The organism is Xanthomonas sp. A1809 (genome assembly GCF_017746015.1).
Taxonomy (GTDB): domain Bacteria; phylum Pseudomonadota; class Gammaproteobacteria; order Xanthomonadales; family Xanthomonadaceae; genus Xanthomonas; species Xanthomonas euvesicatoria.
Window position 1 is genome coordinate 797,427 of record NZ_JAGHWZ010000005.1, and the last position, 19,832, is coordinate 817,258.

Consider the following 19,832-nt stretch of genomic DNA (forward strand, 5'->3'; position numbering starts at 1 on the left):
TGTCGCAGCAATCCCGCTTTGACGATTCCCTAATCCCGATTCCCGACTCCCGGCCGCTCAAGCGGCCGCATACCGCACCGCGCCGCCGATCCAGCGTTCGACCACGCGGTCGGCGATTTCCGGCGCCTCGTCCAGCAGCCGCTCGGCCAGTACCTGCACGCGCGGCAACAGCCCGGCGTCGCGGGCCAGATCGGCGATGCGGAAACTGGCCAGGCCGGTTTGCCGGGTGCCCAGCAATTCGCCCGGGCCACGTAATTCCAGATCCTTCTCCGCGATCACGAAACCATCGTTGGTCTGGCGCATGGTTTCCAGACGCTGGCGCGCCATCATCGACAACGGCGCCTGGTACAGCAGCACGCAACTTGAGGCGGCTGCGCCACGCCCGACCCGACCGCGCAACTGATGCAATTGGGCCAGGCCCAGCCGCTCGGCATTTTCGATGATCATCAACGAGGCGTTAGGCACGTCCACGCCGACTTCGATCACGGTGGTGGCCACCAGCAGGTCGCTGCGGCCCTGCTTGAAATCCAGCATGGCCTTCTGCTTTTCGGCCGGCTTCATGCGGCCGTGCACCAGCGCCACCCGCACGCCCGGCAACTGCGCCGACAAGGCCTCGAAGGTGACTTCGGCGGCCTGCGCTTCGATGCGCGGCGGACCGCCTTGCTGGCCTTGCGCGCCTTTCTCGGGTTCTTCGCTTTCTTCGATCAGGGTGCACACCCAATATGCCTGCCGTCCTTCGGCGCAGGCGGCGCGAATGCGTTCGACCAATTCGGGCCGGCGCTCCGCGCTCAGCACGATCGTCTGCACCGGCGTGCGGCCGGGCGGCAATTCGTCGATGGCCGAAACATCCAGATCTGCGTAAGCCGACATCGCCAACGTGCGCGGAATGGGCGTGGCGGTCATCACCAGTTGATGCGGCACGCTGCCCGCCGCCGCTCCCTTGTCGCGCAACGCAAGGCGCTGATGCACGCCGAAGCGGTGTTGCTCGTCGATAATGGCCAACGCCAGGTCGTGGAAGACCACCGCCTTCTGCATCAACGCATGCGTGCCGACCACGACCTGCGCCTGACCGGAGGCGACCTCGGCCATCACTGCAGCGCGCGCCTTGCCGGTGACCTTGCCTGCCAGCCAGACGATGCGGATGCCCAACGGTTCCAACCAGCCGCGCAGATTGGTGAGGTGCTGCTCGGCCAGCAATTCGGTGGGCGCGGCAAGTGCGACCTGCTTGCCCTGCTCCACCGCCAACATGGCCGCCAGCGCCGCGACCACGGTCTTGCCGCTGCCGACATCGCCCTGTACCAGCCGCAGCATCGGTGAGGGTTGTGCAAGGTCATGCGCAATCTGTTCGAACACGCGTTGTTGCGCGCCGGTCAGCTGGAACGGCAGCGCCTTGCACAATTGCTGCACCAACGTGCCGTTGCCGGGCAGGCTGGGCGCGTGCAGACGCTGCAACGCGATGCGTTGCCGGCGCAGGCTGAGCTGGTGCGCCAGCAATTCCTCGATTGCCAGGCGCTGCTGGGCCGGGTGGCCTCCGGCGAGCAGTTGCTGTGGATCAGTGCCAACCGGCGGGCGATGCATGGTGAGCAAAGCCGCGCGCAATGAGGGCAATCGCTCGTCCTGCAGCCAGTGCGGTGGCAACAATTCCAGCGCACTTTCGGGCGGCAGACGCTCCAGCGCCTGGCCGATGAGCTTGCGCAACGTCGCCGGGCCAACGCCTTCGAGCACCGGATACACCGGATCCAGACTGTCGCCCAACCCGGCATCTTCGTCCGGCGCGAGCACGCGGTAACTGGGGTGCACGATCTCCCAGCCGTGCTGGCCGGGCTTGGGTGTGCCGAACACCCGCAGCCGCGTACCGACGCCGAACTGCGCGACCTGCGCCGCACGAAAATGAAAGAAGCGCAGCACCAGCGTCCCGTGCGAGGCGTCGGACACTGCCACGCGCAGCACCGGCCGGAAGCGGAAGCCGCGCTCCACAGCCTCCACGCGTCCTTCGACCTGCGCCGGCACGCCACCTTGCAGCTGCGCGATGGTGGTCAAGCGCGTGCGGTCTTCGTAACGCAGCGGCAGATGCAGCCACAGGTCCTGCACGCTCAGGATGCCGCGCGCAGCGAACTTGCCGGCCACTTTCGGGCCGACACCGGGCAGGCTGGACAGCCGAGCCTGGCCGGCGACGGCCAGGCTCGGTGTGACGACGCGCGTGCGCGACACGGCCGATCAGCGGCGCAGGATCACTCGATCACCATTACTGCATCGACTTCGAAGCCGGCGCCCTTGGGCAGACCGGAGACTTCGATGGTCGAACGCGCCGGGAACGGTGCCTGGAAATACTCCTGCATCACCGCGTTGACTGCAGCGAACTGCCCCAGGTCGGTCAGATACAGACCCAGACGCACGATCTTGTCGAGCGAGCCGCCGGCCGCTTCGGCCACCGCCTTGAGGTTGTCGAATGCACGGCGTGCTTGCGCACCGATGTCGCCCGGCACGATCTCGCCGGTGGCCGGGTCCAGCGGGATCTGCCCGGAGAAATACACGGTGTTGCCGGCACGCACGGCCTGCGAATACGGGCCGATGGCGGCGGGCGCCTGATCGGTATGGATGATCTGGGACATGGACACTCCACTGCAAAGGGTTGCCGCAGTTTAGGCCTTTGTGCGGATTTGCTCGACTGTTGCGCGAGTGCGCCAGGCGCTACTGGCGTCCGACGCTCTGCACCACGTGCAGACGCCGTAGCCGGCGCATCACCTCGGCCAGGTGGCGGCGGTCGCGCACCTGGATGTTGAAGCGCAGCACGGCTGCGTTGAAGTCGCGGTCCAGATAGTCCACGCGCTCGATATTGGACTGACTCTGCGCGATGGCTGCCGCCAGCTGCGCCAGCACGCCGGTGCGGTTTTCCACTTCGACCACCAGCGCGGTGTCGTAGTCGCCGGTCACGTTGGAGTCCCAGTCGATCGGCACCCACCGTTCGGGCGATTTGCGCAATTCCGCCAGGTTCGGGCAGTCCAGGCGGTGCACCACGATGCCCTTGCCTGCGGTGTGATAGCCCATGATTTCGTCGCCGGGAATCGGCTGGCAGCAATTGGCGAAACTGATCACGCCGCGCTCGCTGCCGTCGATCAGGATCTTCTCGTGCGAATGCTTGGACAGGCCACCGCCACGCAGTTCTGCGTAAGCCATCAACGCCTGCGCGGCCTGATTGGGCATCCAGTTGCCAAGCGCCACATCGGCCAGCAGCGCTTCCAGACGCGGGTAGCGGTGCTCGGCAAGGAAGGCGTCCAGGCGACCCTTGGGCAGCCGTTCCAGCGAAGAGTCCATTGCCTCCAGCGCGCGGTCCAGCATGCGGTGGCCCAACTGCACGGCATCTTCGTGCTCGAGTTGCTTGAGCTGATGCCGGATGGCGGTGCGCGCCTTGCTGCTGACCACAAATTCCAGCCACTGCGGTTTGGGCGTGGCCGAGCGTGCGGTGATGATCTCCACCGCCTGCCCGCTGACCAGCTTGGTGCGCAACGGCACCAGCTTCTTGTCCACGCGCGAGGCCACGGCGCGATTACCCACGTCGGTATGCACCGCGTAGGCAAAATCCAGCGCGGTGGAATTGCGCGGCAACGCCAGGATCTTGCCCTTGGGCGTGAACAGATAGACCTCGTCCGGGAACAGGTCGACCTTGACGTTGTCCAGGAATTCCAGCGACGAGCCAGCGGCGCGCTGCGAATCGATCAGTTCCACGATCCAGTCGTGTGCACGACTCTGCGCGCTGTTGGGCGAGGCCGAGCCGACCTTGTAGGTCCAGTGCGCCGCTACGCCGCGTTCGGCGATCAGGTCCATCTCTTCGGTGCGGATCTGCACTTCGATCGGCGAGCCGTATGGTCCGAACAATACGGTGTGCAGCGACTGGTAGCCATTGGCCTTGGGGATTGCGATGAAATCGCGGAAGCGCCCGTCCAGCGGCTTGAAGCTGGCATGCACCGCGCCCAGCGCGTGATAGCAATCGGCCACCGTGCGCACCACCAGGCGAAAGCCGAACACGTCCATCACCTGGTCGAAGGACTTGTTCTCTTCGTGCATCTTGGAATAGATGCTCCAGGGCGTCTTGATGCGGCTGACCAGCCGATGCTCCAGCCCTTCCTTGGCCAGCCGCTGGGACAGCTGCACTTCCACCTGCGCCATCGATTCGCGCCGCACCACCGGCTGGCTGCGGATGTGCTTTTCGATGATGGCGTGGCGCCACGGATACAACGCGCGGAAGCCCAGGTTCTGCAATTCGGACTTGATCAGGCTCATGCCCAGCCGCTGCGCGATGGGTGCGTAGATCTCCAGCGTCTCGCGCGCGATGCGGCCGCGCGCCTCGGTGCTCTGTGCGCCGAGCGTGCGCATGTTGTGCAGGCGGTCGGCCAGCTTGATCATGATCACGCGCAGGTCGCGCGACATCGCCAGCAGCATCTTGCGGAAACTTTCCGCCGCCGCTTCCTGGCGGTCGCGGAACTTGAGCTTGTCCAGCTTGGTGACGCCATCGACCAGTTCGGCCACCGCCTCGCCGAACTCCGACGCCAGTTCTTCGCGCGTCAGCGGCGTATCTTCAATGGTGTCGTGCAGGATTGCGGCAATCAGCGATTCCATGTCCAAGCCCAGCTCGGCCAGCACGCCAGCCACCGCCACCGGGTGGGTGATGTAGGGCTCGCCCGACTTGCGGGTCTGCCCGGCATGCGCGCTGGCGCCCACTTCCCAGGCACGGCGCAGGATCGGCAGCTGCTCCTTGGGCAGGTAGCTGGCCGCGCGCTCGAGATGCAGGACGTAGTCGGGGATGGCCTGGTCGGAAGACGGAGACGTCACGACGGTCGCCTGGGCAGTGGGGCCTGGGTTCATGCCGGAAGACTATGCCAGCCGTGCAGTCTCGGCAAACATTTGCACACGCAGGCGTATTGCCGGGACCGAAAACGAAAACAGCCCGCATCGAGGCGGGCTGTTCTGATCGATCGCAGCGATGCTGGGATCAATCGTCGTTCTTGGACATGTCTTCGTCGGCGACCACTTCGGCGGCGGCCCATTCCAGCGCTTCGCGCTCGGCGCGTTCGCGTTCGGCCTTCTCGACTTCATCGATCAGCGCGTTGTCGATCCGGCGTGCGGCGATCTCGCGCAGTGCCATCACGGTGGGCTTGTCGCTGGCATCGGCATTCTCGATCAGCGGCTGCACGCCGTTGGCGAGCTGACGGGCGCGCTTGGAGGCCATCATGACCAGCTCAAAACGGTTGTTCACGACTTCCAGGCAATCTTCTACGGTAATGCGGGCCATGCGGGCTCCCGGCGACCAGCAACGGCCGCGCATCGAATGAGGGAAAGGAGGCGGAGTGTACGCTCCGGCCGGCGCCGCAGCAACCGCCACCCATTCAGTTTCCTTTGGAATCAGCGGTTTGAGCCGCTTGGAGCGATCAGGAAACCTTGCTGAGCAGTCGCTGGTGCAGCCGGCGCGTGTCAGAACCGCCGTCTACGCGAAGTGGATGCCGTCGCGCGGCGGCGCCCGTCCGGTGACCAGCCCCCGCCGTGCCAGCGGCGCTTACTCCAGCAGCGCCTGAATCAATCCGGCGTGCCGCTGCTGTTGCGCCTGCCGACGCAGCCGGCTGGCGGTGAAGATGGCGCACATCTCCGCCACGGCGATGTCGAAGGTCTCGTTGATGATCACGTAATCGAACTCTTCGAAATGCAGCATCTCTTCACGGGCGGCGGCCAGGCGTTGCGCCATCACGTCCTCGCTGTCCTGCCCGCGCTTGCGCATGCGCTCGTCCAGCGCCTGGCGCGACGGCGGCAGGATGAACACGCTGACCGCATCGGGCACCTTCTGGCGCACCTGACGCGCGCCCTGCCAGTCGATCTCCAGCAGGACGTCGTGGCCGGCGGCCAGCTGCGGCTCCACCGACTGCCGCGCGGTGCCCTTCCAGTCGCCATGCACCAGCGCATATTCGAAGAAATCGCCCGCCTCGATCATGCCCTGGAACTCGTCGGCGGAGACGAAATGGTAGTGCTCGGCATGCCGTTCGCCCGGCCGCGGCGCGCGCGAGGTGAACGAGATCGACAGGGCGATCTTCGGGTCGCGTGCCAGGGTGGCGTTGACGATGCTGCTCTTGCCGGCGCCGGAGGGGGCCGCAACGATATAGAGAGTGCCGCGCATAGGATCAGGGATTCGGGATTGGGGAGTCGGGATTCGCGAACGGACTGCGGACCGGTGCCACCGGGGTCGACATGCTACCGGGATTGGCCGCAGCCCGCTGAAACGCGAGGTTGCCGTCGACCAATCCCGAATCCCCAATCACCAATCCCGGCTACTCGATGTTCTGCACCTGCTCGCGGATCTGGTCGATCAACACCTTCAGATCCACGGCGGCATTGGAGGTGCGGCTGTCCACCGACTTGGAGCCCAGCGTATTGGCTTCGCGGTTGAATTCCTGCAGCAGGAAGTCCAGGCGGCGACCGACCGGTTCGCGCTGCCTGAGCACGCGACGGATCTCGGCGATGTGGCTGGACAGGCGGTCCAGCTCCTCGTCCACATCCAGCTTCTGCAGCCACAGCACCAGCTCCTGCTCGGCACGGCCCGGGTCGACCGGATGCGGCAGGTCGGCCAGGCGCGCGGCCAGCTTGGCGCGCTGACCTTCGCGAATCACCGGAATCAGGACGCGCACCTCGGCGGCGATGCGTTCGATGGCATCTACCCGCTCGCTGATCGCCTCGGCCAGCTTGGCGCCCTCGCGCTCGCGCGCGATCACGAAGCTACCCACCACCTCCTCCAGCAACGCCAGCGCCTGTGCCTGCAACGCGGGGGCGTCCACGTCCTGCACCTGCAGGACGCCGGGCAGCTGCAGCAGGTCGGTGAAGCCGACCTGCAATTTGGGGAACAGACCATCCAGCCGCGTGGCCAGCGCACCCAATTGCTGTAGCAGCGATTCGTTGACCGACAGCGTCTGCGCGTTGTCGGGCGCGCGCAGGCGCAGCGTCAGATCCAGCTTGCCACGGCTGTTTTTCGCCGCCACCCGCTCGCGTAGCAACGGTTCCAGCGCACGCAATTCCTCGGGCAGACGCACACCCACTTCCAGAAAGCGGTGGTTGACCGAGCGCAGCTCGCAACCGAGCGTGCCCCAGGGTGTGATGCGTTCGCTGCCAGCGAACGCCGTCATGCTTCGGATCATCGTCAATCCCGTGCCGTCAAAGCGCGAATGGTACCCTAGCCGCCCTCGCCGGCTGCCTGCACGCTGCGCAGTGGCGCCAGACCCACCTCCCGACTTCCGGACTCATCGCATGACCTTTTCCCGTCCCAGCGGCCGCACGGCCGACCAGCTGCGCCCGGTGCGCATCGAACGCGCCTTCACCCGCCATGCCGAAGGCTCGGTGCTGGTCAGCTTCGGCGACACCCGCGTGCTGTGCACCGCCAGCGTGGAAAACCGCGTGCCGGGCTTCCTGCGCGGCAAGGGCGAAGGCTGGGTCACCGCCGAATACGGCATGTTGCCGCGCTCTACCCACACCCGTTCCGACCGCGAGGCTGCACGCGGCAAGCAGGGCGGACGCACGCTGGAAATCCAGCGCCTGATCGGCCGTGCACTGCGCGCCTGCGTGGATCGCAATGCACTCGGCGAACGCACCATCACCCTGGACTGCGACGTGCTGCAGGCCGATGGCGGCACCCGCACCGCGGCCATCACCGGCGCATACGTGGCGTTGGCCGATGCGGTGAACCTGCTGATCAAGCGCGGCGACATCAAGAAACACCCGCTGATCGGCGCGGTGGCTGCGGTGTCGGTCGGCATCTATCGTGGTGAACCGGTGCTGGATCTGGATTACCCGGAAGACAGCGACTGCGATACCGACATGAATGTGGTGATGAACGACGGCGGCGGCTTCATCGAGCTGCAGGGCACCGCCGAAGGCCATGCTTTCCGTCGCGACGAACTCAACGCGCTGCTTGCCCTGGCCGAAAAAGGCATGGGCGAGTTGTTCGCACTGCAACGTGCTGCGCTGGCCGGATGAGCCGTCGCATCGCCCTGACCACCTTGCTGGTTGCCGATTACGATGCGGCCATTGCCTGGTACGCCGGCGCGCTGGGTTTCCACGTGCTGCAGGATCGCCCGCTCGATGACGGCAAGCGCTGGGTCGTGATCGGCCCGGGCGGTGCAGACGATGCCGCCCTGCTGCTGGCGCAGCCTGCCAACGCCACGCAACGCGCGCGCATCGGCGACCAGACCGGTGGGCGGGTGGATCATTTCCTCTACACCGATAACTTCTGGCGCGACCACGCGGCCATGCAGGCGTTCGGCGTGGAATTTCTGGAAACCCCGCGCGAAGAGCCGTACGGCACGGTCGTGGTGTTTCGCGATCTGTACGGTACCAAGTGGGATCTGCTGGAGCCCAAGCAATGAAACAACTGGTCCTGGCCAGCGGCAACGCCGGCAAGCTGGAAGAACTGCGTGCCATGCTCGCCGGCCTGCCGCTGCGCATCGTCGCGCAAGGCGACCTGGGCGTGGAAGATGTCCCGGAAACCGGCCTGACCTTCGTCGAGAACGCGCTGATCAAGGCGCGCCATGCCAGCGCGGTGACCGGTTTGCCGGCCCTGGCCGATGACTCGGGGCTGATCGTGGATGCATTGGATGGCGCGCCCGGTCTGTACAGCGCGCGCTATGCCGGCAGCCCAACCGATGCGCAGGCCAACAACGCCAAGTTGCTCGATGCGATGCGCGAGGTTCCGACCGATCGCCGCAGCGCGCGGTTTTATGCGGTGATCGTGTTGCTGCGGCATCCGGAAGATCCGCAGCCGCTGATTGCCGAAGGCAGCTGGGAAGGGGTGATCACCACCGAACCGCGCGGCGCTGGCGGCTTCGGCTACAACCCGGTGTTCCTGGACCCGGTGTATGGCCTGACCGCCGCGGAGATGGACACCGCGTTGAAGAACCGTCTCAGCCATCGTGCGGTCGCCCTGGCCACGCTGCAGCACAAGCTGCATGCGATGGCGCTGTAAGGCACGCCTCGCGCAATGCCCCAGCTGATTCCGCCGCCGCTGTCGCTCTACGTGCACCTGCCCTGGTGCGTGCGCAAATGCCCGTACTGCGATTTCAACTCGCACGCGGCCAAGGGCGTGCTGCCGTTCGAAGAATACGTGGATGCGCTGATCCGCGACCTGGATGCGGATCTACCGCTGGTGTGGGGCCGCGTGGTGCATTCGGTGTTCTTCGGCGGCGGCACGCCCAGCCTGTTTCCGCCGCAGGCGATCGACCGCTTCCTGCAGGCCGCGGCGGCGCGGCTGCGTTTTGCCCCGAATCTCGAAATCACCCTGGAAACCAATCCCGGTACCGCAGAACACGGCCGTTTCGAACACTACCGCGCTGCGGGCGTCAACCGCCTGAGCTTCGGCGTGCAGACCTTCGACGACCTGGCACTGCAGCGACTTGGCCGCATTCACGACAGCGCCGAAGCCGAGCGCGCGATCAAACTGGCGCAAGACGCCGGCTACGATAATTTCAATATCGACCTGATGTACGCGCTGCCCGAGCAGACGCTGATGCAGGCCGAGCACGATCTGGAGCGCGCCTTCGCGCTGCAGCCGACGCACCTGTCGCATTACCAGCTCACGCTGGAGCCGAACACGGTGTTCTTCGCGCGGCCGCCCAAGGGCATTCCCGACGACGATGCCGCCTGGGATATCCAGGAGCACTGCCAACGCCTGCTGGCCGACGCCGGCTACGCCCAATACGAAGTCAGCGCGTACGCCAAGCCCGGGCGACAGTGCGCGCACAATCTCAATTACTGGCGCTTCGGCGACTACCTGGGCATTGGCGCGGGCGCGCACGGCAAGATCAGCTCCGGTGCCCAAGGGCACGTGCTGCGGCGCTGGAAGCACAAGCATCCGCAGAGCTATCTGGCCAGTGCCGGCACCGCCGCATCCATCGGCGGCGATGAAATCGTGCCGGGCGAACGGCTGCCGTTCGAATACATGCTCAACCTGCTGCGCCTGCATGAGGGCTTCCGGCTCAGCGACTTCGAGGCTTCGACGGGCCTTGCGGCCTGCGTCATCGACGCGCCGCTGGCGCGCGCAGTGGCGCAGGGCTGGATGAGGCGGCAAGACGGGCGCATGGTGCCGACCGAGTTGGGAAGGCGCTTTACCAATGACGTGGTCGAGCTGTTCCTGGTCTGAGCGCAGCGAAGAGCTGCGTTCACTGCCAGGTCGGCGCGGCCGGGCGCCTGGCATCGGCATGTATCGCCTGCGTCCAGTACGCCATCACGCCTGGCTGACCCGTGCGCGAGGTGTGAGCGGGCCTGGGCGCGTTGGCAGTACCGATGGATCGGCCGTCCGAGCTGCCGCATACCCGCATGACCACCGGCTGGCACACCGCAGGCCGCATGCGCCGGCGCGCGCCGATGCCGCGCGGTCAGCGAAAAAACATGCTACATAGCTCACGCTTCGAACCGAGCCCACCTCCCCCGGATGTCCATGCACGTGTCTCCCATGCAACCTGCAGTTAGCGGCCCGATTGCCGATGCGCCGGTGTCCGCGCGCGGCCGGCGACTGCTCGGCATGCTGCACGCGCAGTGCGTGCAGGCGTTGAGCGGGCCGCTGCGGCTGACCGTCGTCGAGCTGGAACGCGAGCTGTTGCATCAGGCCGAGCATGCACGCAATAGCCAGATCCAGGCCGAAACCTACGCACAGATGCGCGGCCTGCGCGACCACATCGACCGGTTTCCGCAGGCATTCCTGCAGGAACTGGCGCACGCGCTGGCAAGCCTGCGTGAGCGCCCGGTGCTGACACCATTGACCGATGTGCCTGCGCAAACACAGATGCTGACCCTGGTCGAAGACACCGATATCGACCGCGACATCGTATTGAGCGACATCGCACGGCGCGAAACGTCGCGGCGTGCCGATGCCCTGCACCTGCTGGCGCAGCGCCTGGCGGTGCTCGGCGCGGTGGCCGAATTCGAGCTGGAAGAATTGCCGATGGGTCCCTACGCGCTGTGCCGCATCGTGCGCCAGTGCGGTCAGACGCTGGGGCTGAACCTGGATGGGCAGCTGACGCTGTACAAGGTGTTCGAGCGCCAGGTGATGGACCGCCTGGGCGACCTGTTCGAAAGTGCCAACGGCGCGCTGGCCCAGGAAGGCATCCTGCCGGGGCTGATCTATCACCCGTATCTGGTCAAACCCACGCAGGTGCAGTCGCGGCGTGCGCCACCGGCAGCGGCGCATGGGTCGAAGGACGCTGCCGCAATGAGCACGCCCGGTGCGGGCCCGCGCACACCGCGACCGGCCACCGGCTGGGCGGGCCAAGCCGCACCGACGGCGTGGCAGAGCGCCTTGCTGGATCCCGCTGCCGCGCCACCAGCCATGGCAATCGCCGCACCTGCGCAGGCGCTGTCGCCGGCGCTCAACGACGCAGTCCAGGCGCTGGGCGGCTTGATGGCGTCGGCACGGCAGTCGCAGGCAGCGGTGCACGCAAGCCACGCAGGCGCGGGGGCGCCCGCCCATCACGAGGTCATGGCGCCCTCTCCCACCTCGCTCGCCGCTGTGGCCCAGGCATCGCAGCACAGTGCCGCCGCTGCGGTGCCCAAGGCAGCGCTTGGCGATGCCTTGGCCAGCCTGCAAGGCGTGCTGGCCACGCAGGCGGCAGCAACGCCACATGCATCCGGCATCGATGCAGTGCAGCGGCAGGTGCTGGAAGTGCTGCGCCGTCAGCACGGCCCCGATGCCGCGCTATCGCCGCAGGACAACGACACCTTCGACCTGCTCGGCCTGCTCTATGCGCAAATGCAGCGCGAAGTGCGCGAGCAAGCTCCCGCCCAGGCGCTGCTTGCCAAGTTGCAGGTGCCGGTGGTGCGCGCAGCGTTGGCCGACGCGCATTTTTTCGTGCGCGACCAGCACCCGGTGCGCGAACTGCTCAACACCGTCGCCGAGTCCGGGGCCGTGTGGCTGGGCGAGGACGATGCCGACCCGCAACTGCTGCACAAGCTGGGCAGCGCGGTCGACAAGATCGTCAACGACTATCAAGGCGACGAGGCTGTTTTCGCCGCGGCCAACGACGACATCCAGACGCATCTGCGCACCCTCGCGCGCAAGGCCGAGGTGGCCGAGCGGCGGCATGTGGATGCTGCGCGCGGAAAGGAGCGGCTGGAATCTGCCAAGCAGCAGGCCCAAGCGCGCATCGAGCAGCTGTGCGAACAAAGCGCGCCGCCGCGCTTTGTGCAATCGCTGCTGCGCCAGGCCTGGTCGGACGTGCTCACGCTGACATTGCTGCGGCAGGGCGAGCAGTCGCCCGAATGGGACGAGCGCCAAGCGCTGACCGCACGCATTGGCGAGGTCACCTGCCGCAGCAAGGGCCAACCCACCGACATCGCGCTGGGCACCGACGTGGAAACCGCGTTGCTGCAGGTGGGGTATCACCACGACGAAGCAGCGGCGATCGCACGGCGGTTGTCCACGCCCGGTGGCGAGGACGAGGTGACCTCGCGCACCGAGCTTGCCGCCAAGCTCAAGGCACGCGCGCGGCTTGGCGACCAGGGCGACAACGCTGCGCGCAAGCAGGCGGCTACGCCGCGCACGCCCGCCGAAGAGGAGTGCTACCTGCAGGTGCGCAGCTTGCCGTTCGGCACCTGGTTCGAATTCGTGGTCAACCAGCAAGGCGACCTGCGCCGGCAACGCCTGTCCTGGTACAGCCCGATGACCGGCAACGCGCTGTTCGTGAATCAGCGCGGGCAGAAGGTTGGCGAGCACTCGCTGGACAGCCTGGCACGGCTGATGGCCGGTGGGCAGGCACGTTTGGTGGTGGAAGAGAAATCGCGTCTGATCGATCGCGCCTGGCATGCCACCGTGCGCACGCTGCGCAGCCTGGCCGGCCAGTCGCCTGTTTCCGAGACCCAGCCATGATCCAGGACACCCGCCGCGCACCGCGCCGCCAGCCGACCGACCTGCTGCCGGTCATCGACATGCTCAGCGAGGCGCAGATCGGCCGGGTCGGCAATGTGTCCGAAACCGGCATGCTGTTGTTGGCCTCGGTGCCGCTGCACGACGACGCCCTGTACCAATTGCGCTTTTCGCTGCCCGAACGGGTTGGCCGCGCGACCGAGATCGATGTCGGCGTGCATCTGCTGTGGTCCGAAGCCGCACACGCACCCGGGCAGGCCTGGGCGGGCTTCCGCTTCCTGACCATGTCCGAGCCGCACCGGCAACGCCTGCGCGCCTGGATCGCCGAAGAACATCTGGCCGGGTAAGCGCGGCCGACACACGGCCACGCAATGGCCAAGCGGGCGCTGCCGCTGCCTGCCGCTGCAGGCCCATACGTCGCCTGTTGCTCCTTCGCGTCGGCGGTCGTCCACGGACGATTGCGCCCTGGTTGTCGGCCGTATCAGACACAGCGCCGTTGCAGGGATTGCGGCAAACTGCGCATCGCCTTTGCATTGCCGATCGAGCCCCGCATGCCCCAACCCTCCTTGAGCAGCCTGTACTCCGACCACCTGCGCACCCTCACCGCGCGCGCCGACGAAGCGCTGCAACGCGGCGGCTTCGAGCATCTGGTGGTTCCCAGCGGCAGCACGCATTACCAGCTGTTCGACGACCGCGATTACCCCTACGCGGTGAACCCGCAGTTCAAGGCCTGGGTACCGCTGACACGGGTCCCCAACAGCTGGCTGGTCTACACGCCGGGCAAGCGCCCGACGGTGATCTTCTATCAGCCGTTCGACTACTGGCATGTGGTGCCCGACGCGCCCAGCGGCTGGTGGGTCGACCACTGCGACATCCACATCATCCGCACTCCGGAGCAGGCGCTGGCGCTGCTACCCAAGCACGCTGAGCGCTGCGCGATCCTCGGCGAGCCGCAAAGCACGCTCGGTGCATACGTGCCGAACAACCCGCAGCCGGTGCTCGATTACCTGGAATACCAGCGCGCGTTCAAGACACCCTACGAGCTGGCATTGCTGCGCATCGCACAGCAACTGGCGGTGCGCGGCCATCGCGCTGCGGAAGCCGCGTTCCGCGCCGGCCAAAGCGAATTCGGCATCCACATGGCGTATTGCGCGGCAGTGGGCCAGGACGCCAATGACTTGCCGTACGGCAACATCATCGCGCTCAACGAACACGGCGCGGTGCTGCACTACACCGAACTGGGCCAGCAGCCGCCGCAACCGCTGCGTAGCTTCCTGATCGACGCCGGCGCCTCCGCATACGGCTACGCCAGCGACATCACCCGCACCTACGCCGCCGACCCCGGCAGCGACTTTCAGGCACTGATCGACGCGGTGGACGCCTCCCAGCTGCGCATGGGCCAGAACGTGCGCGCCGGCGTGGACTACAAGCAGTTGCACATCGAGGCGCATCTGGCGTTGATGGGCATCCTCAAGGAGTTCGGCGTGCTGACCGTCTCGCCGGAAGCGGCTTTGGCCACCGGCGTCAGCGCCGCGTTCTTCCCGCACGGCCTGGGCCATCTGATCGGCCTGCAAGTGCACGATGTGGCCGGTTTTGCCGCAAGCGACCGCGGCGGCCGCATCGAACGCCCGGCCGGCCACCCGTATCTGCGCCTGACCCGCGTGCTGGAACCCGGCATGGTGGTGACGATCGAGCCCGGCGTGTACTTCATCGACATGCTGCTGGACGAAGTGAAGAAGAACGGCCACGCCGCCAGCGTCAACTGGCAGCGCGTGGAAGCCTTCAAGCCCTACGGCGGCATTCGCATCGAAGATGAGGTGGCGTGCACCGACGGCAGCGCGGAAAATCTGACCCGCCCGGTCTTTGCCTCCGCATGAGCACCAGGCGCAACTGACGGCACTACGGTTGCGCTGAAGTGGGCTCTCAGCCGCGCCATCCACCGCCCGATCACGCTCCGCAACGTTTGGGCATCACCCTACGGAACATCGCCATGAACGACCCACGCCAGAGTTCGCACCCGGACCACCCGATGTATCAACAGATCGAACGCGGCGTGCATGCGATCGACGCTGCGCACGGCCGCGTCCCCGACCAGACCAGCGCACGCCTCACCGCCGCCTTGCTGCCACTGGCCAAGGAAGGTGGGCTCGTGCGCGTGGATCATGTGCTGATGAGCGAAGCGAACGATCGCGGCGTGCACGGCGGCGAAAACGTATTCGTGGTGCAAGGCGACCCGGCCAACCCGGCGCATCTGCGCGCGCACATGAAAACCGAACAGGCGCTGGGCACGCCGGAAGAGCAATCGTTCGAGCGCGCCCGTCAGCTCGGCGGGCAGAGCGCGCCCGTGCAACAGCCCGAACGCACGCAGGCGCCGCAGCTGGGCCAATAACCGCCAGCCAACCCACGCCTGCGCAGCCGCCCGGCGCGCGCGGCCGATGCCCCGAACCGGCGTCCGCCATGGCACTGCTGCGGCAATTGCGCTGCGGCAACGTCTGCGTCATGACGCCAGCTGCAGCGTGTCGGTCCTTGTCAATGTCGTGCACGCCGGCGCTCATGCGCCGCCGGCCATCTCCGCTTCGATCTCGTCGGCACTGCGCGCCAGCGCATCGGTCAGCACACGGTGGCCATCGGCAGTGATCAGCACATTGTCTTCGGTGCGAATGCCGATGCCGCGCCACTTGGCCTCTACCGAAGTGTCGTCGGCCGACACGTAGAGCCCCGGTTCGATGGTGAACACCATGCCGGGCTCGAGCAGCCGCGAATCGCCGGCCAGCCGGTAGTCGCCCACATCGTGCACATCCAGGCCCAGCCAGTGGCCGGTCTTGTGCCGATAAAAGCGTTTGTAGTGTCCATCGGCGATGTTGCGCTCAAGTTTTCCCTTGAGCAGGCCCAGGCGCAGCAGGCCTTCGGTCAAGGTTTCCACCGCCGCCAGATGCCCGGCTTCGTACGCCACGCCGGGGCGCGCCTGTGCAAGCGCAGCCGCCTGCGCAGCACCGACCAGATCGTACAATGCACGCTGCGCTGGCGTGAAGCGGCCGTTGACCGGAAAGGTGCGGGTGATATCGGCCGCATAGCCACGATATTCGGCACCGGCATCAATCAGCACCAGCTCGCCATCGCGGCTGCGCGCATTGTTGGCACGGTAGTGCAGCACGCAGGCGTTGCTGCCGGTGCCGACGATGCTGCCGTATGCCGGCCATGCGTCGGCAGCGCGGAATTCGCGCTCGACCTCGGCCTGCAGTTCGTATTCGTGCACACCCGGCCGCGCCATCCGCATCGCTGCACGGTGCGCGCGCACGCTGATGTCGGCAGCCTGCTGCATCAGCGCGATTTCGTCGCGTGATTTGAACAGGCGCTGCTCGTGCAACAGATGCCCGAGCTCGAGGAATTCGTGTGGCGGCTGCGCCCCGTGGCGCACCTGCTCGCGCACGCGCTTGAGCCAGCCGATCAATTTGAGATCGAAATCGACATCGCGCCCGAAGTGGTAGTACACGCGGCTACGCCCTTCCAGCAGGCCGGGCAGGATCTCGTCGACATCGTCGATGGGGTACGCATCGTCCATGCCGTAGCGTTCCACCGCACCTTCCTGGCCCTCGCGCGGGCCATCCCAGGCTTCGCGTTCGGCATCGCGTTCGCGGCAGAACAGAATCGCTTCGCCATGCTTGCGGCCGGGCACCAGCACCAGCACCGCCTCGGGCTCCGGAAACCCGCTCAGATACCAGAAATCCGAATCCTGTCGATACGGGTAATGCGTGTCGTGGCTGCGCACGCGCTCAGGCGCGGCCGGCAAGATCAAAATCGCCTGCTCGCCCGCCATCTGCATCAGCTGCTTGCGCCGGCGCGCGTACTCGGCCGCGCCAATCCCGGTGAGCTTCTTCATGCCGGCAATCAGTTCAGACGCTGGCGAAAGCGCGGCCCCATCACGCAGTCGCCATGCAGCAACAGCACCGCCACGCGTACGAATTCTTCGATCTCGGCCAATGCGGTGTCGTCCTCGTCGGCCGCGTCGAAGTCCTCGCTGGAGGCCTGCGCCAGGCGCGCCAGATCCTGCAGCGCTTCCTCGCCTTCTTCGCTCAGTGCCGGACGCTGCTGCGCAGCCAGGCCGAAGCCGCCCAGGAAGGCGCGGCACCAGTCGAACAATGCATCGGTGCGCGCCGGCAACGGGGCGCCGTCTTCGACCAGCAGCAGCTCGAAGGCGAAATCGCGGTCTTCCAGTTGCGCCACGGTGGCCTGCCGCAGCTGATCCAGCGCCCCACCCTGCTGGGGCGCCACCTGACCGCTGTCGGCCAGAATGCGCGCCAGCCAGTCGGCGCTGTCGGCACCGCCGCCGGAGAGCCACCCGCACAGTCCACCATGCAACTCCGCCGCAGAGGACGCCAGCGCGAGCTGACGGCTTTCGTGTTGCACAGCGGTTACGTCGGGCAGATCCATCGGGTCATCCAGGCTGAAGAGCGAAAGGTGCCGGCGCACGGCCGGCGATATGACTTCCCAGTGTACCAAGGCGGCCTGCGTGGGCCGCGACCTGCGCGTTTCAGAGCGCGTTCCCCTCCTGCAATGCCGGCCTGCCTGGATCGGTGCCAGGCCTTGCAGGGCTTGGACCGACGCCAGGGATTGGGGCAGCGTGGGCGCTTGACCACCCCGCGCACGCGCCCCTATCGTGAGCGCATGGACAACGCTGCCGCCCTCGCCCAGATCCGCGCACTCGCTGCCCGCGTGGAGGCGTTGGTGGAGCGTACCCAACGGCTCACCGACGAGAACCGCAGCCTGCGTCACCAACAGGAGCAGCTCATCGGCGAGCGCTCCCAACTGTTGACCAAGAACGAGCAGGCGCGCTCGCGGGTGGAAGCAATGATCGCCCGCCTGAAGTCATTGGAGCAGCACACGTGAGCAACAACGAACCGGTCAGCGTGCGTATTCTGGATCGTGAATACACGGTGGGCGTGACGGCAGACGAGCGCGAAAGTCTCACCGCCGCCGCGCGGCTGCTGGATCTACGCATGCGTGAGATCCGCGGCAGCAATCGCATGGCAGCAGTGGACCGTGTGGCAGTGCTGGCTGCGCTCAACTTGGCGCACGAGTTGCAGCAACTGCGCGAACAACAGGCGCTCTACGATCGTGAATTGGCAACGACGCTGGACACCTTGAATCGCCGGCTCGACAGCGTTGCCGACACACCGCGCTGAGTGGAATTCGCACTGCCATCGCAAATATGAATCCTCAAGCCCGCCGACCGACGAGTGGGCTAGCCATCGCGGCACAGAGGTCTATAATTCACCTGCGTTCTCTGCTGTAAACGACAGCGTGCAAAACATTCGCCTTGTCCCTTAATTACGACCACGGGGGCGCGACGAAGCCGGGTGTGCAAGTCCGCCTTGTAGCGGGAAGCCCGATGGCCTCACAACGTCCCCACTTGAACCCCGGGTTCAAGGTCGTTTCGCCCGCATCGTCACGGCGGAGAATGCAAATCTGAAACGGCGCCTTCGGGCGTCGTTTCTTTTTTGTGCGTCTGACGGTCTGACATGCGGCAGTTGAAGCGGCCCTGCGGATCTGTTGCGCTCGCGATGCTGGTGCCGTGTCGGTGGCGTTGCCGCGCGCGGCAATGCGCACGCTGCATCGCCCATGCAGATGCAGATGCAGATGCAGATGCAGATGCAGGGCATATGTCCGGGTAGTGCGCACACCGTAAGGCTCTATCGGCACGCCCACAGCGCAGGCGCAACTGCGGGCCGCATGGCACGCCATGCTAGGCAGGCGCGTGTGCGCATTCGACAATGCAACACCGATTGCGCTGCGAGACACCGATGACCGAGGACCGAGATGCGTTGCGCCAGCAGTTGCGCGCACACCGCCGCAGCCTGCCGGCAGCGCAGCGCCTGGCCGCAGCCGATGCGTTGGCACAGCGTTTGCTGGCGCTGCCGTTCGCGCCGCAACAGGGTGCCGTGGCGGGCTATTGGGCAATGGACGGCGAAATTGCGCTGCACCGCTGGCAGCTGACCTTGCCGGCGGGAGTGCGCTACTGCCTGCCGGTGCTGGACGGGCGCGTGCTGCGCTTTGCGCCGTGGCGGCCGGGCCAGCCGCTGGTGAGCAATCGCTACGGCATTCCGGAGCCGGATGTGGCACGCGCCGACACGTTGGCACCGGAGGAGATGGCACTGGTGGTGACGCCGCTGACCGGCTTCGATGCGGCGTGCCGTCGGCTGGGAATGGGAGGCGGCTGGTATGATCGCAGCTTCGCGTTCCGGCATCGCCAGGCGCCGCCTCCCTGGCTGGTCGGTGCTGGCTTCGCTGCGCAGCAGGTGCCCGCCCTGCCTTCCGAAGCATGGGATGTGGCGGTCGACGCCATCTGCACCGAACGCGCCACCTTCCTGAAAGACGACACCGTTTCCGAATGACTGCCCGCAAGCGCTACTGGTTGATGAAGTCCGAGCCTGACACGTTCTCCATCGATGATCTGGAACGTGTCGGCACCGAGCCCTGGAACGGCGTGCGTAACTACCAGGCGCGCAACTTCATGCGCGATGGCATGCAGGTGGGCGATGGCGTGTTTTTCTACCATTCCAACTGCAAGGTGCCCGGCATCGTCGGCATCGCCAAGGTGGCGAGCGCGGCGTATCCGGACGACACCCAGTTCGACCCGTCTTCCGACTACCACGACCCAAAATCCACCCGCGAGGACCCGCGCTGGATGCTGGTGGACGTGGCGTTCGAGCGCAAACTCGCCCGCACGATTTCGCTGGATGAAATCAAGCAACAGGCCGATGCGCTGGGCGAAGGCTTTGCGCTGATCGCACGCGGTAACCGCCTGTCGATCCTGCCAGTGACCGCCGCGCAGTGGAAGTTGCTGCTGGCGATGGAAACGCCGTGATTGGGGATCCGGCAGTTGGGATTCGCCCATTGCCACCCCGCGTGACCGGCTTTTACGAATCCCAAATCCCCAATCACTAAT

General features: G+C 66.4%; 20 protein-coding genes and 1 other RNA gene. 13 read left to right on the top strand and 8 right to left on the bottom strand.

Annotated features, from left to right (window positions below; genetic code table 11):
• Nucleotides 1-57: 57 nt before the first annotated feature.
• From recG to J7396_RS09705, 6 genes are all read right to left on the bottom strand, one after another.
• Complete coding sequence (gene recG, locus J7396_RS09680; RefSeq protein ID WP_209261370.1) at nt 58-2,211, bottom strand: ATP-dependent DNA helicase RecG; 2,154 nt, start codon at nt 2,209-2,211, stop codon at nt 58-60.
• Between the two features lie 20 nt (nt 2,212-2,231).
• Nucleotides 2,232-2,612, bottom strand: a complete 381-nt coding sequence (locus J7396_RS09685) for a RidA family protein (RefSeq protein WP_005911914.1) — start codon at nt 2,610-2,612, stop codon at nt 2,232-2,234.
• A 79-nt stretch (nt 2,613-2,691) separates the two neighbouring features.
• Nucleotides 2,692-4,863, bottom strand: a complete 2,172-nt coding sequence (locus J7396_RS09690; protein WP_008575831.1) for a bifunctional (p)ppGpp synthetase/guanosine-3',5'-bis(diphosphate) 3'-pyrophosphohydrolase — start codon at nt 4,861-4,863, stop codon at nt 2,692-2,694.
• Between the two features lie 127 nt (nt 4,864-4,990).
• Nucleotides 4,991-5,290, bottom strand: coding sequence for a DNA-directed RNA polymerase subunit omega (gene rpoZ / locus J7396_RS09695; RefSeq protein WP_002812428.1), 300 nt, complete (start codon nt 5,288-5,290; stop codon nt 4,991-4,993).
• Between the two features lie 261 nt (nt 5,291-5,551).
• The gene (gmk, locus tag J7396_RS09700) at nt 5,552-6,163 is read right to left on the bottom strand and encodes a guanylate kinase (RefSeq protein WP_008575828.1); all 612 of its coding nucleotides are present in this window, start codon (nt 6,161-6,163) and stop codon (nt 5,552-5,554) included.
• Nucleotides 6,164-6,314: 151 nt separating this feature from the next.
• Entirely contained in the window at nt 6,315-7,175 is an 861-nt protein-coding gene (locus J7396_RS09705) for a YicC/YloC family endoribonuclease (protein ID WP_209261371.1), read from the bottom strand.
• A gap of 109 nt (nt 7,176-7,284) precedes the next feature.
• On the opposite strand from J7396_RS09705, the gene rph reads away from it, so the two are divergent.
• The 8 genes from rph to J7396_RS09745 all read left to right on the top strand — a co-directional run bounded on the left by rph (nt 7,285) and on the right by J7396_RS09745 (nt 15,275).
• Nucleotides 7,285-8,010 (top strand): ribonuclease PH, encoded by a 726-nt coding sequence (rph, locus tag J7396_RS09710; RefSeq protein WP_008575825.1) that lies wholly within the window; start codon nt 7,285-7,287, stop codon nt 8,008-8,010.
• A complete protein-coding gene (locus J7396_RS09715; RefSeq protein ID WP_014090965.1) occupies nt 8,007-8,399 on the top strand; it encodes a VOC family protein in 393 nt (130 codons plus the stop codon). Before rph ends, J7396_RS09715 begins: the two co-directional genes overlap by 4 nt.
• Nucleotides 8,396-8,995, top strand: a complete 600-nt coding sequence (gene rdgB / locus J7396_RS09720; protein WP_008575822.1) for an RdgB/HAM1 family non-canonical purine NTP pyrophosphatase — start codon at nt 8,396-8,398, stop codon at nt 8,993-8,995. The genes J7396_RS09715 and rdgB overlap by 4 nt, the downstream gene beginning before the upstream one ends.
• A 15-nt stretch (nt 8,996-9,010) precedes the next feature.
• Entirely contained in the window at nt 9,011-10,168 is a 1,158-nt protein-coding gene (hemW, locus tag J7396_RS09725) for a radical SAM family heme chaperone HemW (RefSeq protein ID WP_071118640.1), read from the top strand.
• A 291-nt stretch (nt 10,169-10,459) separates the two neighbouring features.
• Nucleotides 10,460-12,889, top strand: coding sequence for a DUF1631 domain-containing protein (locus J7396_RS09730; RefSeq protein ID WP_209261372.1), 2,430 nt, complete (start codon nt 10,460-10,462; stop codon nt 12,887-12,889).
• The gene (locus tag J7396_RS09735) at nt 12,886-13,233 is read left to right on the top strand and encodes a PilZ domain-containing protein (protein WP_008575819.1); all 348 of its coding nucleotides are present in this window, start codon (nt 12,886-12,888) and stop codon (nt 13,231-13,233) included. The genes J7396_RS09730 and J7396_RS09735 overlap by 4 nt, the downstream gene beginning before the upstream one ends.
• 204 nt (nt 13,234-13,437) lie before the next feature.
• Complete coding sequence (pepQ, locus tag J7396_RS09740; RefSeq protein WP_109291046.1) at nt 13,438-14,763, top strand: Xaa-Pro dipeptidase; 1,326 nt, start codon at nt 13,438-13,440, stop codon at nt 14,761-14,763.
• A gap of 113 nt (nt 14,764-14,876) precedes the next feature.
• Nucleotides 14,877-15,275 carry an XVIPCD domain-containing protein gene (locus J7396_RS09745; RefSeq protein WP_008575817.1) on the top strand — a complete coding sequence of 133 codons (399 nt, stop codon included), beginning with the start codon at nt 14,877-14,879 and terminating at the stop codon, nt 15,273-15,275.
• A 162-nt stretch (nt 15,276-15,437) separates the two neighbouring features.
• On the opposite strand, the gene pepP is transcribed toward J7396_RS09745, so the two are convergent.
• Together pepP and J7396_RS09755 are read right to left on the bottom strand one after the other, a co-directional pair.
• Nucleotides 15,438-16,766 (bottom strand): Xaa-Pro aminopeptidase, encoded by a 1,329-nt coding sequence (gene pepP, locus J7396_RS09750; protein WP_209261373.1) that lies wholly within the window; start codon nt 16,764-16,766, stop codon nt 15,438-15,440.
• An 8-nt stretch (nt 16,767-16,774) separates the two neighbouring features.
• The gene (locus tag J7396_RS09755) at nt 16,775-17,317 is read right to left on the bottom strand and encodes a YecA family protein (RefSeq protein WP_011348467.1); all 543 of its coding nucleotides are present in this window, start codon (nt 17,315-17,317) and stop codon (nt 16,775-16,777) included.
• Between the two features lie 234 nt (nt 17,318-17,551).
• On the opposite strand from J7396_RS09755, the gene J7396_RS09760 reads away from it, so the two are divergent.
• The 5 genes from J7396_RS09760 to J7396_RS09780 all read left to right on the top strand — a co-directional run bounded on the left by J7396_RS09760 (nt 17,552) and on the right by J7396_RS09780 (nt 19,751).
• Entirely contained in the window at nt 17,552-17,773 is a 222-nt protein-coding gene (locus J7396_RS09760) for a TIGR02449 family protein (RefSeq protein WP_003486122.1), read from the top strand.
• A complete protein-coding gene (locus J7396_RS09765; protein ID WP_008575813.1) occupies nt 17,770-18,069 on the top strand; it encodes a cell division protein ZapA in 300 nt (99 codons plus the stop codon). The genes J7396_RS09760 and J7396_RS09765 overlap by 4 nt, the downstream gene beginning before the upstream one ends.
• 95 nt (nt 18,070-18,164) lie before the next feature.
• A non-coding RNA gene (gene ssrS, locus J7396_RS09770) (6S RNA) lies at nt 18,165-18,348 on the top strand.
• A 339-nt stretch (nt 18,349-18,687) separates the two neighbouring features.
• Complete coding sequence (locus tag J7396_RS09775; protein WP_008575811.1) at nt 18,688-19,278, top strand: 5-formyltetrahydrofolate cyclo-ligase; 591 nt, start codon at nt 18,688-18,690, stop codon at nt 19,276-19,278.
• Entirely contained in the window at nt 19,275-19,751 is a 477-nt protein-coding gene (locus tag J7396_RS09780; protein ID WP_029820195.1) for an EVE domain-containing protein, read from the top strand. Before J7396_RS09775 ends, J7396_RS09780 begins: the two co-directional genes overlap by 4 nt.
• The last annotated feature ends 81 nt before the right edge of the window (nt 19,752-19,832 follow it).

Coding starts and splice junctions, on each gene's coding strand:
- J7396_RS09685 (WP_005911914.1), bottom strand. CDS start 2,612: ATGTCCCAGATCATCCATACCGATCAGGCGCCCGCCGCCATCGGCCCG.
- J7396_RS09690 (WP_008575831.1), bottom strand. CDS start 4,863: ATGAACCCAGGCCCCACTGCCCAGGCGACCGTCGTGACGTCTCCGTCT.
- rpoZ (WP_002812428.1), bottom strand. CDS start 5,290: ATGGCCCGCATTACCGTAGAAGATTGCCTGGAAGTCGTGAACAACCGT.
- gmk (WP_008575828.1), bottom strand. CDS start 6,163: ATGCGCGGCACTCTCTATATCGTTGCGGCCCCCTCCGGCGCCGGCAAG.
- J7396_RS09705 (WP_209261371.1), bottom strand. CDS start 7,175: ATGATCCGAAGCATGACGGCGTTCGCTGGCAGCGAACGCATCACACCC.
- rph (WP_008575825.1), top strand. CDS start 7,285: ATGACCTTTTCCCGTCCCAGCGGCCGCACGGCCGACCAGCTGCGCCCG.
- J7396_RS09715 (WP_014090965.1), top strand. CDS start 8,007: ATGAGCCGTCGCATCGCCCTGACCACCTTGCTGGTTGCCGATTACGAT.
- rdgB (WP_008575822.1), top strand. CDS start 8,396: ATGAAACAACTGGTCCTGGCCAGCGGCAACGCCGGCAAGCTGGAAGAA.
- hemW (WP_071118640.1), top strand. CDS start 9,011: ATGCCCCAGCTGATTCCGCCGCCGCTGTCGCTCTACGTGCACCTGCCC.
- J7396_RS09730 (WP_209261372.1), top strand. CDS start 10,460: ATGTCCATGCACGTGTCTCCCATGCAACCTGCAGTTAGCGGCCCGATT.
- J7396_RS09735 (WP_008575819.1), top strand. CDS start 12,886: ATGATCCAGGACACCCGCCGCGCACCGCGCCGCCAGCCGACCGACCTG.
- pepQ (WP_109291046.1), top strand. CDS start 13,438: ATGCCCCAACCCTCCTTGAGCAGCCTGTACTCCGACCACCTGCGCACC.
- J7396_RS09745 (WP_008575817.1), top strand. CDS start 14,877: ATGAACGACCCACGCCAGAGTTCGCACCCGGACCACCCGATGTATCAA.
- pepP (WP_209261373.1), bottom strand. CDS start 16,766: ATGAAGAAGCTCACCGGGATTGGCGCGGCCGAGTACGCGCGCCGGCGC.
- J7396_RS09755 (WP_011348467.1), bottom strand. CDS start 17,317: ATGGATCTGCCCGACGTAACCGCTGTGCAACACGAAAGCCGTCAGCTC.
- J7396_RS09760 (WP_003486122.1), top strand. CDS start 17,552: ATGGACAACGCTGCCGCCCTCGCCCAGATCCGCGCACTCGCTGCCCGC.
- J7396_RS09775 (WP_008575811.1), top strand. CDS start 18,688: ATGACCGAGGACCGAGATGCGTTGCGCCAGCAGTTGCGCGCACACCGC.
- J7396_RS09780 (WP_029820195.1), top strand. CDS start 19,275: ATGACTGCCCGCAAGCGCTACTGGTTGATGAAGTCCGAGCCTGACACG.